Raw genomic sequence first — 14,674 nt, 5'->3', positions numbered from 1 at the left:
TTAAATACATATTAAAATTTTTTTTTATTTTCATTGGAGTTAATCGAACTTAAATTAGATTTCTTACTAAAATGATACATTATTATATTAATGTAATAGAATTGTAATAGATTTAAATGAACAAAGAAGTCATTTTTTGTAATATAGCAACTTCATTTTTTTATTAAATATAGTAAATAAATATATTTTGAGGAGGGATGAGTATGAATACATATGACATTATAAAAATGGGACTAGATGCAACTAATCTGAGAAGTCAAACAATAGCAAATAATATAGCAAATATAAATACTGAAGGTTACAAAAAACATTATGTAACTTTTGAAGAAACATTAAATGATGCCATGCCAAAAATAGAAGAAAAAACAGACAATTCAAAAGGTTTAAGAGTAGATGGCAATAATGTGGATATAGAAGAAGAAAAAGTAAAGCAAGCAATGACAACGTTGCAATATAATGCTTTAATAGGTTTTGCAAATGGCAAAATAGCAATGACCAAATCAATAATAACTGGGAGGTAACTAGAAGATGAGTGTGTTCAGTGGAATGGAGATATCTGCTAGTGGATTAACAGCAGAAAGTTTGAAAATGGATATCATATCATCAAATGTAGCTAATATAAATGCTACAAGAGGTCCAAATGGAGAAGCATATAGGAGAAAAATTGTTTCCTTTGAAGAAAACTATGATAATAAATTAGGTATGTTAGGAGTAAAAGTTACATCTGTTGAAGATGACAAATCACCTCTTAAAGAAGTATATGACCCATCTCATCCAGATGCGAAACCAAATGGATATGTAGAATATCCAAATGTAAATATATTGGTTGAAATGACAGATTTAATAACAGCTTCAAGAGCATATGATTCTAACATAGACACACTGAATGCTCAAAAATCTATGATATCGAAAGCTTTGGAAATAGGAAAGTAGGGATAAATTATGCCAATTACACAAATCAACAATTTAATGCAAGGTGCAAAGTTAGATAATTTGATTGGAGAAACAAAACCATTAAACCTTAATAATAAAGAAGAAAAAAAGAATTTCGAAGATGTAATAATAGATACTATAGACAAAGTTAATTTTCAACAAGTGATAGCGGATAATATGAAAGAAAAATTTATAAAAGGCGAAGATGTTTCTATGCATGAAGTTATGTTAAAAGGTCAAGAAGCACAACTATCTATGCAATATCTGATAGAAGTCAGAAACAAGATTCATGATGCATATCAAGAAATGAATAAAGTACAAATTTAGCCTTTTGAACAGGAGTAATAATCAATGATAGCCAGTTTTAAAAATAAGATTAAGGAGCAAGTTGCTAAATCTAGGACAAAAATAGGTTCTTTAAAAAAAGGAACTAAGATAGCATTAGGTATAGGGATTGTTGCTATATGTTTAGCGCTAGTATTTACAGCAATATCTGCAAGTAAAAATAAGTATTCAGTCTTATTTTCAGAACTAGATGTTCAAGATGCTGCAGATATATCAGCAGAATTAGAGTCTAGAAAGATAGATACTAAGGTAAAGGGAAGTACAATTTATGTTCCTAGAACAGAAGTCGATAAGTTGAGGCTGGAGCTAGCTCCAAGTCTTACAGGTGGTTCTAAAGGATTTGCATTAATGGATGATAGTTCGTCTATAGGACTTACTGATGAGGAGTTTCAAATTAAGAAGCAACGAATCATACAAGGTGAGATAGAAAAAACAATCAAGAGTTTTCCACAAGTGGAAGATACTAGAGTACATATAACATTTGGAGAGTCATCAGTGTTTGAGAAAGAAGCAGTTCCAGGAAGTGCAGCAGTTTACTTAATGTTAAAGCCAGGAACAACTTTAGAAAAAAATCAAATAAAATCTGTTATGGCACTTGTATCAGGAAGTGTTACAAATATACCAGAGAAAAATGTTCAAGTTATTGATAATAAGATGAATCTATTATCAGAAGGTATCTTAGATGATGAAGAAGTTGATGAAAATAATCAACCTATAAATGGTGGTATTAGTGTTGATAAAAATAAGGCATCTGAACAAGCATTGAATAAACAATTAGAAAAGTCTATTTTGGAAATGCTAGAGCCAATATTTGGTACAGGAAAAGTAAAAGCTACAGTAAATGCAGATTTAAGTTTTGATACAGCTGAAAAAACTGAAATAAAAATTGACCCTGATAAAGTTGCAATAAAAGAAACAAGGTCAAAAAATTCATCTAAATCTGCCACAAATAATGTCCAAGGTGTAGATGCTAATATGAATAATCAAGGAAATAAAAATGGCACTAACACAGAAGATAGTTTGGATGAGAGTTTTGAATATGAGACAGGAAAGATTGAAACTCATACTATAGTTGCACCAGGAGAGCTTAAAAGATTGACAGCTTCTGTCGCTATAGACGGAAAAATAGCTAAAGGAGTTCAAGCTGATGTGGAAGATATAGTCAATAATGCTATAGGTATGGATGGAGCAAGGGGAGATACTCTTAGTGTTGTTTCAATGGTCTTTGACCCTAAAGGAAAGGCTGAAGCTAAACAAGAACTGGAAGAGATTAAAAAAGAAGGCTTCAAAACTAATATAATAAAGGCAGTTATTGGAGTAGTGGCAGTTATTGCAGTAGGTGCTATTGGATACTTAATATATAAGAAGAGAAGTGAACAAGAAGATATGGATTATGAGGATGAAGTTTATAGTGCTAATTCTAGTACTGTTGATAAGAAAGACAATCCTCTATTAGGGGATGACCCAGAATTGACATTAGAAGAAGCTGTTAAAATGTATGCAGAAGAAAAACCAGACCAAGTAACAGAAATAATAAAGACTTGGTTAAATGAGTAAGGGGGATAGAATGTGTCCACAGAAATTACGAATGTTAGTGCATTTGACTTAAGTGATATAAGTGAAAATGAGAAGAGTGAGAAAGTAGAAGGTGAGGGTTTAAAAAAAGCTGCTGTACTTTTAATGACATTAGGACCAACTGTGTCTAGTGATATAATAAAAAGCCTTCCAGATAAACAGGTTCAAAAAATAGGTTTGGAAATTGCAAATATTTCTTCAATAGCTTCAAAAGAAAGAAGAGAAATATTAAAAGAGTTTGTAGAAATAAATAAAGCAAAAGATTATGTTATAGAAGGTGGTCTGGAATATGCAAGAGAACTGCTAAGTAATGCCTTGGGAAATTCTAAAGCAAATAAATTACTTGAAGGTATATCAATAGATACAAGTACAAAGCCTTTTAAACATATTATAAAATTGGATACAAAGAAAATATTAGAAATACTTAGAAATGAAAGTGCGCAGACTGTAGCTATTTTACTTGCACATATGGACCCACAAGATGGCGCAGAAATTTTAGCTCACTTAGATTTTGATTTACAAAATGAGGTAGCTATGAGAATAAGTTCAATGGGTTCAATATCTCCAGAAGTTATAAAAGTAATTGAAAGTTCATTAGAAGATAAATTACATTCAATAAGTGGTGATGATTTTAAAGATTATGGTGGAATAGCTACATTAGTTCAAATATTACTTAATTCTGATAGAAAAACAGAAAAGAATATTTTGAATACTGTTGAAGAAAAAGACCCAGCTTTAGCAGCCCAAATTAAATCTCATATATTTGTATTTGAAGATATTGTGAAACTAGATGATATGAGCATACAAAAAGTACTAAAAGAAGTAACTATGAAAGATTTAGTTTATGCTTTAAAAGGTGTGGATGATGAAATTTCAGATGCTATATATAGAAATCAATCTTCTAGAGCAGCAGAAGCGCTTAAAGAAGAAATGGAGATGGTTGGTGTAATAAAAGTTGCACAAGTTGAAGGTGCTCAGCAAAAAATAGTAAATAGCGTAAGAAAACTTGAAAGAGAAGGTGCTATAACTATTGTAAGGAATTTTGGTGATGACTTTGTCGAATAACAAAATTATTAAAAGTGAAAAAGCATCATATAAAGGAATTCTAGATTTATCTATAATAGATAAAGCTAGACTGGGAGAAACAAATATAAACGAAGAGAATGATTGTAGATTTAGGGATGAAGTAATAAAAGAAGCTATAGAGTCTGCTGAGATAAAAAAGAATGAAATATTAGAAGAAGCAAAAACAAATGCACAAAATATAGAAAAACAAGCTTATGAAAAAGGATATAGCCAAGGTCAAAAAAATGGATATGAGGATGGATATAGAGAATCCTACGATGAATATATCCAAAAAGCTAAAGGTGAAGCAGATTTTATAAGAAATCAGGCAGATTTAATTCTATTACAAGCTAATGAGAAAATGACTGAGTACATAAAGGAAAAAAACAAAGAAATTATAAGACTTGCTATCAATATGGCTAGCTCTGTTTTAAAAAAGCATTTTGAAGATGAAGAGTCTATGAGTGACTTGTTAAAGCAAATTATTCAAGATTATGAAGGAAGTAGTTCATTCATAGTAAGATGTAATTCTTTCTATAAGGATAATATAGAGAAAGAGTTTGAACTATTCAAAGAAGAGACATCATTAAAATCAAGTGTATTTGTTATTGCAGATGACAGTATAGATAAAGGAAATGCTATTATACAAAAGGAAAATGGGAGAATAATAGTTGGTGTTGATTGTGCTATGGAAAAACTAAAAGAAGAATTGCTTGGTGAATAAAGTATGTATAGAACTGATATATCTATAGATTTTGACAAAATAAATAAGAAAATAGAAAATTTAGAGCTTACTATATCAGAAGGCAGAGTTAAGAAGATAATAGGGCTTACTGTAGAAGTTGAAGGGATAAAAGCTTTTGTTGGAGAGTTATGTGTTATATACAATCAAGTTAACAAGCCAGTTAATTGTGAAGTAGTAGGCTTTAAAGACAAAGAAGTAATTTTAATGGCATTAGGAGAGTTAACATTAATATCACCTGGTTGTAAAGTTATTTCTAAGGGTATACCTCTAAGTGTTATGTGTAGTGATAATTTACTAGGTAAAGTACTTGATGGTCTTGGAAATCCTATAGATAATTCAGAAGTTGTTCTAGGAGATAGATATAACTTGAATAATGAACCTCCTGACCCAATGAAGAGAAAAAAGATACGAAATATAATGGAGACTGGCGTAAGAGCAATAGATGCATTTACTACTTGTGGTGAAGGGCAGAGAATAGGAATATTTGCAGGTAGTGGAGTAGGTAAGAGTACAACTCTAGGTATGATTGCTAGAAATGCAAAAGCAGATGTAAATGTAATTGCCCTTGTTGGAGAAAGAGGAAGAGAAGTCCTAGATTTTATTGATAAAGATTTAGGAGAAGATGGGATGAAAAAATCTGTTGTTGTATGTGCGACATCAGATAAAGCTCCTCTTGTCAGACTTAAAGGTGCTCTTACTGCTACTGCAATAGCTGAGTATTTTAGAGACCAGGGAAAAAAAGTAATACTTATGATGGACTCAGTAACTAGATTTGCTATGGCACAAAGGGAAGTAGGAATAGCAATAGGAGAGCCACCAGCTCAAAAAGGGTATACACCATCTGTATTTGCTATTTTACCAAAACTCATGGAGAGAACAGGTACATCAGATAAAGGTTCTATCACTGCATTTTATACAGTATTAGTTGATGGAGATGATTTTAATGAGCCAATAGCAGATACAACAAGGGGTATACTTGATGGTCATATAGTTTTATCTAGAGATTTGGCAAATAAGAACCACTATCCTTCTATAGATGTTTTGAACAGTTTAAGTAGACTTATGAATGAGATTGCTTCAAAAGAAGATATAAAAGTAGCATCATTTGCAAGAGATATGCTATCTGAATATAGAGAAGCAGAAGACTTGATAAATATAGGTGCATATGCTTCAGGTACCAATAAAAAAATAGATGAGGCAATTTACTATCATGAGCATATTATTAATTTTTTAAAACAAGGAATAAATGAAAAGAGTTCTTTTGATGAAACTGTGAGTAGCCTGAAAAGAATCTTTGAATAAACAATTTAAAAAAATATTTGAATAGGTTGTGATGAAATTGGATAAAAACTTTAAGTTTAGATTACAGAAAGTCTTAGACTTAAAAATGAAAGATGAAGAAAAGATAAAAATGGAATTTGCTAAAATTCAACAAAAAAAAATAGATATAGAGAATAACTTGGAAAACTTAGAAAGTAATTATAATAAGTATTCCATAAGTAAAGATAACGATAGTATTCAAAATCAAAAGATAACTATTAATTATTTGTTAGCTCTAAATAACTCTATAATGGATTTATCAGAAGAATTAGATAAGTCAACAAACGAACTTGAAAAAGCTAGAAAACAGCTTATAGACAAGCAAATAGAAAGAAAATCATTAGAAAAACTTAAAGAAAAAAAGTATGGTCAGTATTATAGAGAGGAAAATCTGAAGGAACAAAAAACTAATGATGAATTTGCAAGTATGAGTTACTTGAGAAATAGACAGGTTCTATAAGAATAGTAGGAAGTGAGGATATTATTGTATGAAGATACAAGCAGATTCTTATAATATTATTAAAGATATTGGGAATAAAAAAAGCTCATCTAAGGATAAAGATATAAAAAATAATAAGTTTGAAGACAATTTATATAAGGCAACAGACAATAAAACAGTTAAAGATAGAAAAGAAACAAGTAATCAGAATGTTAGCTCAAATAAATCAGAGAAGAGTGATAATGAGTGTCATTTTGAAGATAAAAGTAGTCATTTAGAAGAAGAAAATACATATGAAAAAGATTACAGTAAGATTAATGAGATTTTACAACAATTGATAAGTCTATTAAAAAATAATGATAAGAAAGATAAAGATATAAACTCTATATTAAATGATATAGAAAAGTTAAATGTATCAGATGAATTGAAGCAAGAACTTAAACTTAATAAAAATATGTTGAATAAGATTGTAAATCAGAATGTAGAGTTAAATAAGGATAATACAAATAAATCTGATGATGTGCAAAATTTAGATATTATGAAGTTAAGAGAGCTTTTAGACAATAATACTAATGGAGACTTTGAAGTGATTAGTAAAACTACAGAGGAAGATACTAAAAGCGTAGATTTATATAATTTTAATAGTAATAGAATGGACAAGCTTAATTCAAATAAGCAAAGAGATGAGAGTTCTGATATTTTAGAAAAACTAGCAGGGGCTAATGGAAATAAGAGCGGAAACTTTAGCCAAGTAATAAATAAAAGTATGGATATAAACAAAACTAAAAATGACAATGTTAATTTAAAACATATAGAATCAAATGTCATGGATGATTCGATTAAGGCTATTAAACATATGAAAACAAATGATATACAAGAGCTAACAATTAAATTAAGACCAAAAGAGTTGGGAGACATGAATATACAATTACTAAAAGATAGTGAGAGTATGAAAGCTGTTGTGACTGTTTTTAATAAAGATGTATTTGACTCTATAAATAAAAATATCACAGATTTAAAGCAACATCTTGAACTTACAAATGTAAACATAAAAGATGTATCCGTGCAAATGCATAGTGATAATAGAAATACATCAGATACTTTTGATAAAGCATTTGAACAGCAGAATAGACAAAATAACCAAGAAAATATGAATAAACAAGGCACAAATAATAAACATAACAATGTAGTCATAGAAGATGATATTAAAGAAAATATTATTGATGATGATAGAGTAGATTTATTAGCTTAATAAGGGGGAAGTATTGTATGTACGGAGTAGCAGCAGCTTTAGCAAGTGCTCAAGGAAACTATAGGTCAAATAACTTAAACCAGCTTGAAAAAAATATTAATGATATTGCAAATAAACAAGTTAGAAGTAAAGGAAATCAGACAGTAACAGATAATGGAACTCCAATTATAGGACAGGGAGACTATGCTGATAAAGATTTATTTATGAAAATACTTGTAGCACAAATGGGTAATCAAGACCCAATGAATCCACAAGACCCAACAGAGTATGTATCACAATTAGCTCAGTTTGCAACTTTAGAAAAGATGTCTGCTATGAATGATAAGTTAGATGTACTTTTAGCTTTAAGTAACTCTACTCTAATAAATTCTGCATTAAGCATGGCAACATCATTAATTGGCAAACAAGTAGAGGTATCTGGAGAAGAAAAAGAAGATGAAAATATTGTAGGTGTAGTAAAGTCTACATATATAAAAGATGGAGAGGTACACTTAGAACTGAAAGTAGAAGGCAGTGATAAAACTGTAGATGTTAAATATGAAAAATTACTTAAAATAGGAGAAGTAGATACAAATTCAGATGAAGAAGAAAATTCTCCAGAATCAGGTGAAGAAGAAAGTTCTCCAGAAGAAATATAATATTAAATTAGAAAAGAGGTATATTCATGATAAAAGCAATGTATTCAGGTGTAAGTGGAATGAAAGCAAATCAAACAAAGCTAGATGTAATAGGTAACAATGTAGCAAATGCAGGGACTACTTCTTTTAAGAAAAGTTCTGCTAGAATAACAGATTCATTTTATCAAACTGTATTATATGCAAGTGCTCCAACAGCTGCATTAGGAGGAACAAACTTAGGTCAAGTAGGTGTAGGTAGTAAGATATCAAGTATAAATAAAGATATGACGCAAGGAAATGTACAGCCAACTAATAGACCATCGGATTTAATGATAGATGGAGATGGATATCTTCCAGTAGTAAGGCAAGGTACAGTTATGTATACAAGAGATGGCTCTTTTAATTTAGATACAGGATTTAAAGCAACAGCAGGATCTTTAAAAGATGTCAAAGGTGGAAGACTTGTAAATGGTGATGGGTATATGTTACAAGGTATGATTTATGAGGGAGAATATAAAGCGGATACAGGAGAATTTGTTAAAAAAGGTGATGCCAAAGGGAAAGAACCTATTGTAATACCTCTTCAAAGTCTAAGTCCTAAAGATGGTACAGTTCAAAATGTATTAGAATATAACATATCAAAGGATGGAACAGTAGAATTTTTATTGAGTGATGGTCAAAGGACTCAGTTTGTATATGCAGGCATTCCTGATAATTCTGAAGTAGGAAAAGTACCAGTTGGTGTAACAATAGGCATTAATGATGGTAAACTTCAAAAAGTACAAACATATGCATTTCAAAATCCAGCAGGACTAGATGCAGAGGGAGGAAACTTATTCAAACCATCAGCAAACTCAGGAGACCCACAAATAGCAGGAGCTACAGGAACAATAATACAAGGGGCAATAGAAGCTTCCAATGTAGACATAGCAGAAGAATTCACAGAAATGATAATAGCAAGTAGGTCTTTCCAAGCAAACAGCAAAATAATATCAACATCAGATGAAATCCTACAAGAGATAATAAGTCTTAAGAGATAGTAGGTACATATTATGATAAGAGTAACAGATTTAAATGGAAGAAGTTACATATTAAACTCAGACCTTATAGTAAGAATCGACTCTGTACCAGAGAGCAGGATTTTACTTACAACAGGGGAAAAAAACCTTGTAAAAGAGTCTGTAGATGAGATAGTAGATAAAGTAATAAAATATAAAAGGAAAATAAATGTAGGTTATATTAGGAGCGAAAAATAATGAAAAAAACAGATTCACTGACATTTATTGGACTAATATTATCTACAGTATTAGTTTTATTTGGAGCTGTAAAAGGAAGTAGTTCAGGATTAAAAAGTTTCTTTGATTTTGCATCAATACTAATCACAGTATTTGGGTCGTTTGGAGCGTTAATGATTACATTTACTTTTGAGGATATGAAACTTATAAAAAATGCACTTCAATACTCATTTAAGACAACGAGTGTATCAAAATTAGATTTATTAAATCAATTTAAAGCACTTTCTAAAAAGGCCAGAAAAGAAGGGCTTCTATCAATAGAAAGTGATGTAATGAAAATACAAGACCCATTCATGAGAAAAGGATTAGAGTTATGTATTGATGGTCTGGAAGTAAATGAGATAAGGTCTATATTAGAATTAGAGATAGATTCTATTGAAGATACAAATAATAGGTATTCTAAGATATTTAAAACTTGGGGTACTTTTGCACCCGCTTTTGGGATGTTGGGGACATTAATAGGTCTTATACAAATGCTATCTGACCTTACATCTCCAGACTTAATAGCATCTGGTATGGGAAAGGCATTAATCACAACATTCTATGGTTCTTTACTTGCTAATATCGCTTTAAATCCAATTGCATATAATATAGATGAAAAAACAGAAAAAGAAGTTTATATGAAAGAAATGATGCTAGAAGGAATAATAAGTATACAATCTGGTGAAAGCAGTATAGTGGTTGAAGAACGTTTAGCAACATACCTTTCAAGAAGTGAGAAATTACAGTTTACAAAAACCAATAAAAATACAGAAAGAGCAATGAGTAATGGGGCGTAAAAAAAATAAGAAGAAGGATGATATAAATCCAGATGCATGGCTAGCTACTTATGCTGATACAATAACACTGATTCTTACGTTTTTTGTATTATTGTATGCGACATCAGTTGTGGATATGGAAAAATTCAAAAACATATCAAATGCATTAAAAGGTCAGTTTTCTGGAATAAGTATGTTTAGTACAGGTTCAAGCACAAGTGATAAATCACCAATAGATAGTACTTTAGTGGATAAAAGTGATAAGTCAAATTTAGAGCAAGATTTAAAAGATAAGGTTAATAATTCTAACTTACAAAATAGCGTAACAGTTAAAGATGATAGTAGAGGAATTTTACTAGAGTTAGATGATTCAATACTATTTGACTCTGGGATTTCGGATTTAAAAGTTAATAGTAAAGCTACTCTCAATAAAGTATATGACATGATAAAAATGATGAAAAATAAGATAGTTATAGAAGGTCATACTGATAATGTACCTGTAAAATCAAGTACACATGAATCCAATTGGGATTTATCTTCTAGTAGAGCAGTAAGTGTTGTAAGATACTTTGTAGAAGAAAAGGGAATGGACCCTAAATTGTTTTCAGCAACAGGATGTGGAGAATATCAGCCTTTGGTTTCAAATGAAACAGCAAAAGGAAGAGCTGAGAATAGAAGAGTTAACATACTTATAACTATCGACTAGGAGGAAGAGATTTGTTCAAAAATAAAAAAATTTTTCTAATTATTTTGATACTAATTATTTTCTCAGCAGGAGCAGGATTTTTTATATTAGGTAAAGGCGGAAATAAACAAATTAATAAGATTATAGGTTCGTTTATTCCAACAGGAACAGATAAAGATGAAATAAAGACAGAAAATCTTGATTTAGAAGAAATGGTATTGAAACTAGCTGATGAAGGTGTAAGGTATTTAAAAGTATCAATAACTGTATCTTATGATTCTTCATATAAAGATATAGAAAAAAGTACACCTTTAATTAGAGATAATATCATAAATTGTCTTATGGCAAAAAGAGCAGATGATTTTGCCGCTGAGAATTTAAATAACATGAAAGAAGAAATAAAAAATACACTAAATACAAACCTAGGTGGGAATGTAATTCAAAATATATATTTTACAAATATAGTAGTGCAATAAAGGATGGTAAGACATGATACTTTATTTATTAAAGATATTAATATGTATTCCAATAATTTTAATATTGATAGTCTTATCTTTAAAAATTAGCCAAGGAAGTTTATTAAAAAAATACAATGATAAATATGTAAAAATATTAGACATTGTAAGTATAAGTAAAAACAATAGCATAATAATTTTGAAGATAGGTGAAGAAGGATGCATTGTTGCATCTTCTTCGTCTAGTATGAATAAGATAAAAGATTTGACCAAGGAAGAAATATCAAAAATAGAAGATGATATTAAAGAAAGAAATTTTAAAATCCAAGATTTTAAAATGGAAAGAATCAAAACAAAATATGATTTCAGTAAATATATTGGAAAATTTACAAAAAAGGAAGATAAGTAAATGGAACTATTATCAAAATTACCTTTGGCTGATGTACCATATACAAGTTCAATGCAATTGTTTTTATTTTTAACTGCATTAATGTTTTTACCATTTGTAATGTTTATGATGACAAGCTTTGTCAGAATAGTCATAAGTCTATCATTTCTAAAATCAGCATTAGGAGCACAACAGGCAATACCAAGTCAAATCTTGGTAGGGCTTGCAATAGTATTGACAATATTTATAATGAGACCAGTATTAAATGAAATAAACGAAAAGGCATTACAACCATATATTAAAGAAGAAATTACTATGGAAAAAGCTATGAAGGAAGCAGAAGGACCTATTAAAGAGTTTTTATTGAAGCAAACTAGACAAACAGATTTAGATTTATTTGTAGAACAAGCTGGTTTAAAAGAAAAAAAATTAACTCGTGAAAACATACCATTATCTGTTGTAGTTCCAGCATTTGCTATAAGTGAATTAAAAACTGCTTTTCAAATAGGTTTTTTAATATACATACCATTTTTGATAATAGACCTTGTTGTTGCAAGTGTTCTAATGTCTATGGGGATGTTTATGTTGCCTCCAGTTATGATATCATTACCATTTAAGTTACTATTATTTGTAATGGTGGACGGATGGAACTTGATAGTAAAAACATTGATATTGGGATTTGGATAGGAGAAAAATAGTATGAGTGAATTTATGATAATGAGTGTTCTTAAAAATGGAATGTTTACAGGAGCTATGATTGCAGCTCCAGTACTAATTGTTTCTCTTATAGTTGGACTTTTAATAAGTGTGTTTCAAGCTACAACTCAAATCCAGGAGCAAACATTGACTTTTGTACCAAAACTGATAGCAATTCTTTTAGTAGTAGCTATTGGTGGAAGCTGGATGTTACATACTGTTATTAGTTTTACTTCTGAGATATTTAATATGATATCTCTTATAACTAAGTAGGTAGGGTACATATGATTTTTGTATTTATTAGAATAGTAGCTTTTTTTGGGACGCTGAGGATACTATTTCCAGCTGGTACACCTGCTTTATTTAAGTCACTCTTTGCAATCATTATATCAATACTGATTTCAAGTACTATGCAGATTGAATATGCAGCTAATATAGATAATATTATAATGTTTACGTTATATGGAATAAATGAAACCATAACAGGCATTATACTTGGATATATAACGAATCTGTGTTTTTATAGTATCAGGATGGCTGGTTCTATGATGGACCAACAGATGGGATTGTCAATGATTAATATGTTTGACCCAAACTCAATGACTCAGACAACTTTAATTGATAATCTTATGAACTGGACAGCGATAATGATATTTTTTAGCATGGATGGACATCATGTTTTAATTCGAGGTATAAGGTATAGTTTTGAGTTAATTCCAATAGGAAAATCATTTGTAGATAATAATATAGACTATATAATAAACATATTTGTACAGTGCTTTATAACTGGATTCAAAATAGCAATACCTATCGTGCTTTGTCTGCTTATGGCAGATTTTATCTTAGGACTTATATCAAGAAGTGTTCCCCAACTGAATGTAATGATAGTTGGTATGCCATTAAAAATATTGGTTGGTATAGCCTTATTTATCATATCAATACCTTTAATCGTTAGCCAGATAAGTCATCTACTGAGTCAAATACCAAAGATGTATGAGGGAACCTTTGCTCTGGCTCCTATGTTTTTTATGGGCTCAACGGATAAGACCGAAGAAGCTACTCCAAAGAAAAAGGGTGAACAAAGAAAAAAGGGTAATATAGCAAAAAGTAGAGAATTACCAGTTGCAATGACTCTACTTGCATTCACTTTATTAGTTCCTACATTATTTTCATATGTAGTGGATACGCTTAAATCTTCACTTAATTATTTTTTAAACGTGAATTTTTATATGAATATAAATTATTCAAACCTAGAAAAATTAGTTATTGTAGGATTAATGGATTTTTTTAAGATATTTTTGCCAATAGCCATTCCTTTCTTAGTTTTAGGTATAGTAGCTAACCTATTTCAAGTAGGAATCCTGTTTACTGGGGAAACTTTGAAACCAAATTTATCAAAATTAAATCCTATTAGTGGATTTAAAAATATGTTTTCTATGAGGAGCTTATCAACTTTAATAAAGGATACAATAATAATATCTGTATTAGCTTATATAGGGTATACATTTTTTCAAGATAATTACTTAGATATATTAAAGCTAGGTAACATATACCTACCTAGTTTAATGTATACAGTTAAAGATTTAGTATATTCCATATTGAGTAAAATTTGTATAGCTATGATAGCTATAGCAGTTGCAGACTACTTTTATCAAAGATACAGTCATAAAAAGCAACTGAGAATGACAAAACAAGAAGTTAAAGATGAATATAAAAATTCAGAGGGAGACCCAGAAATAAAAGCTAAGATAAAGCAAAAGCAAAGGCAAATTTCATCCCAAAGGACTATGCAAGCAGTCCCAAGTGCCACTGTGATAGTAACTAATCCGACCCACTTATCTATAGCAGTAAGGTATGAAAAAGGGAAGGACCAAGCTCCAGTAGTAGTGGCAAAAGGTGCAGACTATTTGGCCTTTAAAATAAGAGAAATAGCAAAGGGAAATGACATCCCTATAATAGAGAATAAACCTATAGCTAGGTTGTTATATAAGCAAGTAGAAATAGACCAAGAAATTCCAGAGGACATGTATCAAGCTTTTGCAGAAATATTAGTAGCAGTATATAAAATCAAAAACAGATACAAAATCCCAAAAAGGTAGGATAAGT

At 30.1% G+C, this 14,674-nt stretch carries 19 protein-coding genes; all 19 read left to right on the top strand.

Annotated features, from left to right (window positions below):
• Positions 1 to 203: 203 nt before the first annotated feature.
• From flgB to Q3304_RS07480, 19 genes are read left to right on the top strand one after another with little or no spacing between them, the layout of a single operon-like run.
• Positions 204 to 521, top strand: coding sequence for a flagellar basal body rod protein FlgB (gene flgB, locus Q3304_RS07570; RefSeq protein WP_054268805.1), 318 nt, complete (start codon positions 204 to 206; stop codon positions 519 to 521).
• A gap of 7 nt (positions 522 to 528) precedes the next feature.
• The gene (gene flgC, locus Q3304_RS07565; protein ID WP_021382740.1) at positions 529 to 933 is read left to right on the top strand and encodes a flagellar basal body rod protein FlgC; all 405 of its coding nucleotides are present in this window, start codon (positions 529 to 531) and stop codon (positions 931 to 933) included.
• Positions 934 to 942: 9 nt separating this feature from the next.
• Positions 943 to 1,260, top strand: coding sequence for a flagellar hook-basal body complex protein FliE (fliE, locus tag Q3304_RS07560; protein ID WP_407813927.1), 318 nt, complete (start codon positions 943 to 945; stop codon positions 1,258 to 1,260).
• A 24-nt stretch (positions 1,261 to 1,284) separates the two neighbouring features.
• A complete protein-coding gene (gene fliF, locus Q3304_RS07555) occupies positions 1,285 to 2,835 on the top strand; it encodes a flagellar basal-body MS-ring/collar protein FliF (RefSeq protein ID WP_407813926.1) in 1,551 nt (516 codons plus the stop codon).
• 12 nt (positions 2,836 to 2,847) lie between these two features.
• Positions 2,848 to 3,918, top strand: a complete 1,071-nt coding sequence (fliG, locus tag Q3304_RS07550; protein WP_074178075.1) for a flagellar motor switch protein FliG — start codon at positions 2,848 to 2,850, stop codon at positions 3,916 to 3,918.
• Positions 3,902 to 4,642, top strand: a complete 741-nt coding sequence (locus Q3304_RS07545) for a FliH/SctL family protein (RefSeq protein ID WP_407811994.1) — start codon at positions 3,902 to 3,904, stop codon at positions 4,640 to 4,642. Before fliG ends, Q3304_RS07545 begins: the two co-directional genes overlap by 17 nt.
• Before the next feature lie 3 nt (positions 4,643 to 4,645).
• Positions 4,646 to 5,965 (top strand): flagellar protein export ATPase FliI, encoded by a 1,320-nt coding sequence (fliI, locus tag Q3304_RS07540; RefSeq protein WP_074178073.1) that lies wholly within the window; start codon positions 4,646 to 4,648, stop codon positions 5,963 to 5,965.
• Between the two features lie 31 nt (positions 5,966 to 5,996).
• Positions 5,997 to 6,443, top strand: a complete 447-nt coding sequence (gene fliJ / locus Q3304_RS07535; RefSeq protein ID WP_054275660.1) for a flagellar export protein FliJ — start codon at positions 5,997 to 5,999, stop codon at positions 6,441 to 6,443.
• 28 nt (positions 6,444 to 6,471) lie between these two features.
• Positions 6,472 to 7,674 (top strand): flagellar hook-length control protein FliK, encoded by a 1,203-nt coding sequence (locus Q3304_RS07530; RefSeq protein WP_407813925.1) that lies wholly within the window; start codon positions 6,472 to 6,474, stop codon positions 7,672 to 7,674.
• 17 nt (positions 7,675 to 7,691) lie between these two features.
• Positions 7,692 to 8,312 (top strand): flagellar hook assembly protein FlgD, encoded by a 621-nt coding sequence (locus tag Q3304_RS07525; protein WP_407813924.1) that lies wholly within the window; start codon positions 7,692 to 7,694, stop codon positions 8,310 to 8,312.
• A gap of 26 nt (positions 8,313 to 8,338) precedes the next feature.
• The gene (locus tag Q3304_RS07520; protein WP_407813923.1) at positions 8,339 to 9,331 is read left to right on the top strand and encodes a flagellar hook-basal body complex protein; all 993 of its coding nucleotides are present in this window, start codon (positions 8,339 to 8,341) and stop codon (positions 9,329 to 9,331) included.
• A 12-nt stretch (positions 9,332 to 9,343) separates the two neighbouring features.
• A complete protein-coding gene (locus Q3304_RS07515; RefSeq protein WP_054268815.1) occupies positions 9,344 to 9,547 on the top strand; it encodes a flagellar FlbD family protein in 204 nt (67 codons plus the stop codon).
• On the top strand, positions 9,547 to 10,365 hold the full coding sequence (locus tag Q3304_RS07510; RefSeq protein ID WP_054268816.1) for a motility protein A: 819 nt from the start codon (positions 9,547 to 9,549) through the stop codon (positions 10,363 to 10,365). Before Q3304_RS07515 ends, Q3304_RS07510 begins: the two co-directional genes overlap by 1 nt.
• Positions 10,355 to 11,050 carry an OmpA family protein gene (locus Q3304_RS07505; protein ID WP_054268817.1) on the top strand — a complete coding sequence of 232 codons (696 nt, stop codon included), beginning with the start codon at positions 10,355 to 10,357 and terminating at the stop codon, positions 11,048 to 11,050. Before Q3304_RS07510 ends, Q3304_RS07505 begins: the two co-directional genes overlap by 11 nt.
• Before the next feature lie 11 nt (positions 11,051 to 11,061).
• The gene (gene fliL, locus Q3304_RS07500; protein WP_054268818.1) at positions 11,062 to 11,505 is read left to right on the top strand and encodes a flagellar basal body-associated protein FliL; all 444 of its coding nucleotides are present in this window, start codon (positions 11,062 to 11,064) and stop codon (positions 11,503 to 11,505) included.
• 13 nt (positions 11,506 to 11,518) lie between these two features.
• Positions 11,519 to 11,893, top strand: a complete 375-nt coding sequence (locus Q3304_RS07495) for a flagellar biosynthetic protein FliO (protein ID WP_054268819.1) — start codon at positions 11,519 to 11,521, stop codon at positions 11,891 to 11,893.
• On the top strand, positions 11,894 to 12,559 hold the full coding sequence (gene fliP / locus Q3304_RS07490; protein WP_054268820.1) for a flagellar type III secretion system pore protein FliP: 666 nt from the start codon (positions 11,894 to 11,896) through the stop codon (positions 12,557 to 12,559).
• Between the two features lie 12 nt (positions 12,560 to 12,571).
• Complete coding sequence (fliQ, locus tag Q3304_RS07485; RefSeq protein ID WP_054268821.1) at positions 12,572 to 12,841, top strand: flagellar biosynthesis protein FliQ; 270 nt, start codon at positions 12,572 to 12,574, stop codon at positions 12,839 to 12,841.
• Between the two features lie 11 nt (positions 12,842 to 12,852).
• A complete protein-coding gene (locus tag Q3304_RS07480) occupies positions 12,853 to 14,667 on the top strand; it encodes a fused FliR family export protein/FlhB family type III secretion system protein (RefSeq protein ID WP_407813922.1) in 1,815 nt (604 codons plus the stop codon).
• The last annotated feature ends 7 nt before the right edge of the window (positions 14,668 to 14,674 follow it).

Origin of the sequence: Clostridioides sp. GD02377 (assembly GCF_045899875.1) — a bacterium.
GTDB classification, from domain to species: Bacteria; Bacillota; Clostridia; order Peptostreptococcales; family Peptostreptococcaceae; genus Clostridioides; species Clostridioides difficile_A.
The sequence above is the reverse complement of the archived record's forward strand: the minus strand, read 5'-3'. Positions and strand labels throughout refer to the sequence as shown.

Bases quoted from the DNA above. Each gene is read 5' to 3' on its own strand.
- Q3304_RS07480 (WP_407813922.1), top strand. From the start codon at position 12,853: ATGATTTTTGTATTTATTAGAATAGTAGCTTTTTTTGGGACGCTGAGG.
- fliP (WP_054268820.1), top strand. From the start codon at position 11,894: ATGGAACTATTATCAAAATTACCTTTGGCTGATGTACCATATACAAGT.
- fliI (WP_074178073.1), top strand. From the start codon at position 4,646: ATGTATAGAACTGATATATCTATAGATTTTGACAAAATAAATAAGAAA.
- Q3304_RS07530 (WP_407813925.1), top strand. From the start codon at position 6,472: ATGAAGATACAAGCAGATTCTTATAATATTATTAAAGATATTGGGAAT.
- fliE (WP_407813927.1), top strand. From the start codon at position 943: ATGCCAATTACACAAATCAACAATTTAATGCAAGGTGCAAAGTTAGAT.
- Q3304_RS07515 (WP_054268815.1), top strand. From the start codon at position 9,344: ATGATAAGAGTAACAGATTTAAATGGAAGAAGTTACATATTAAACTCA.
- fliJ (WP_054275660.1), top strand. From the start codon at position 5,997: ATGAAATTGGATAAAAACTTTAAGTTTAGATTACAGAAAGTCTTAGAC.
- Q3304_RS07525 (WP_407813924.1), top strand. From the start codon at position 7,692: ATGTACGGAGTAGCAGCAGCTTTAGCAAGTGCTCAAGGAAACTATAGG.
- Q3304_RS07545 (WP_407811994.1), top strand. From the start codon at position 3,902: ATGACTTTGTCGAATAACAAAATTATTAAAAGTGAAAAAGCATCATAT.
- fliF (WP_407813926.1), top strand. From the start codon at position 1,285: ATGATAGCCAGTTTTAAAAATAAGATTAAGGAGCAAGTTGCTAAATCT.
- flgB (WP_054268805.1), top strand. From the start codon at position 204: ATGAATACATATGACATTATAAAAATGGGACTAGATGCAACTAATCTG.
- Q3304_RS07520 (WP_407813923.1), top strand. From the start codon at position 8,339: ATGATAAAAGCAATGTATTCAGGTGTAAGTGGAATGAAAGCAAATCAA.
- Q3304_RS07510 (WP_054268816.1), top strand. From the start codon at position 9,547: ATGAAAAAAACAGATTCACTGACATTTATTGGACTAATATTATCTACA.
- flgC (WP_021382740.1), top strand. From the start codon at position 529: ATGAGTGTGTTCAGTGGAATGGAGATATCTGCTAGTGGATTAACAGCA.
- Q3304_RS07495 (WP_054268819.1), top strand. From the start codon at position 11,519: ATGATACTTTATTTATTAAAGATATTAATATGTATTCCAATAATTTTA.
- fliQ (WP_054268821.1), top strand. From the start codon at position 12,572: ATGAGTGAATTTATGATAATGAGTGTTCTTAAAAATGGAATGTTTACA.
- Q3304_RS07505 (WP_054268817.1), top strand. From the start codon at position 10,355: ATGGGGCGTAAAAAAAATAAGAAGAAGGATGATATAAATCCAGATGCA.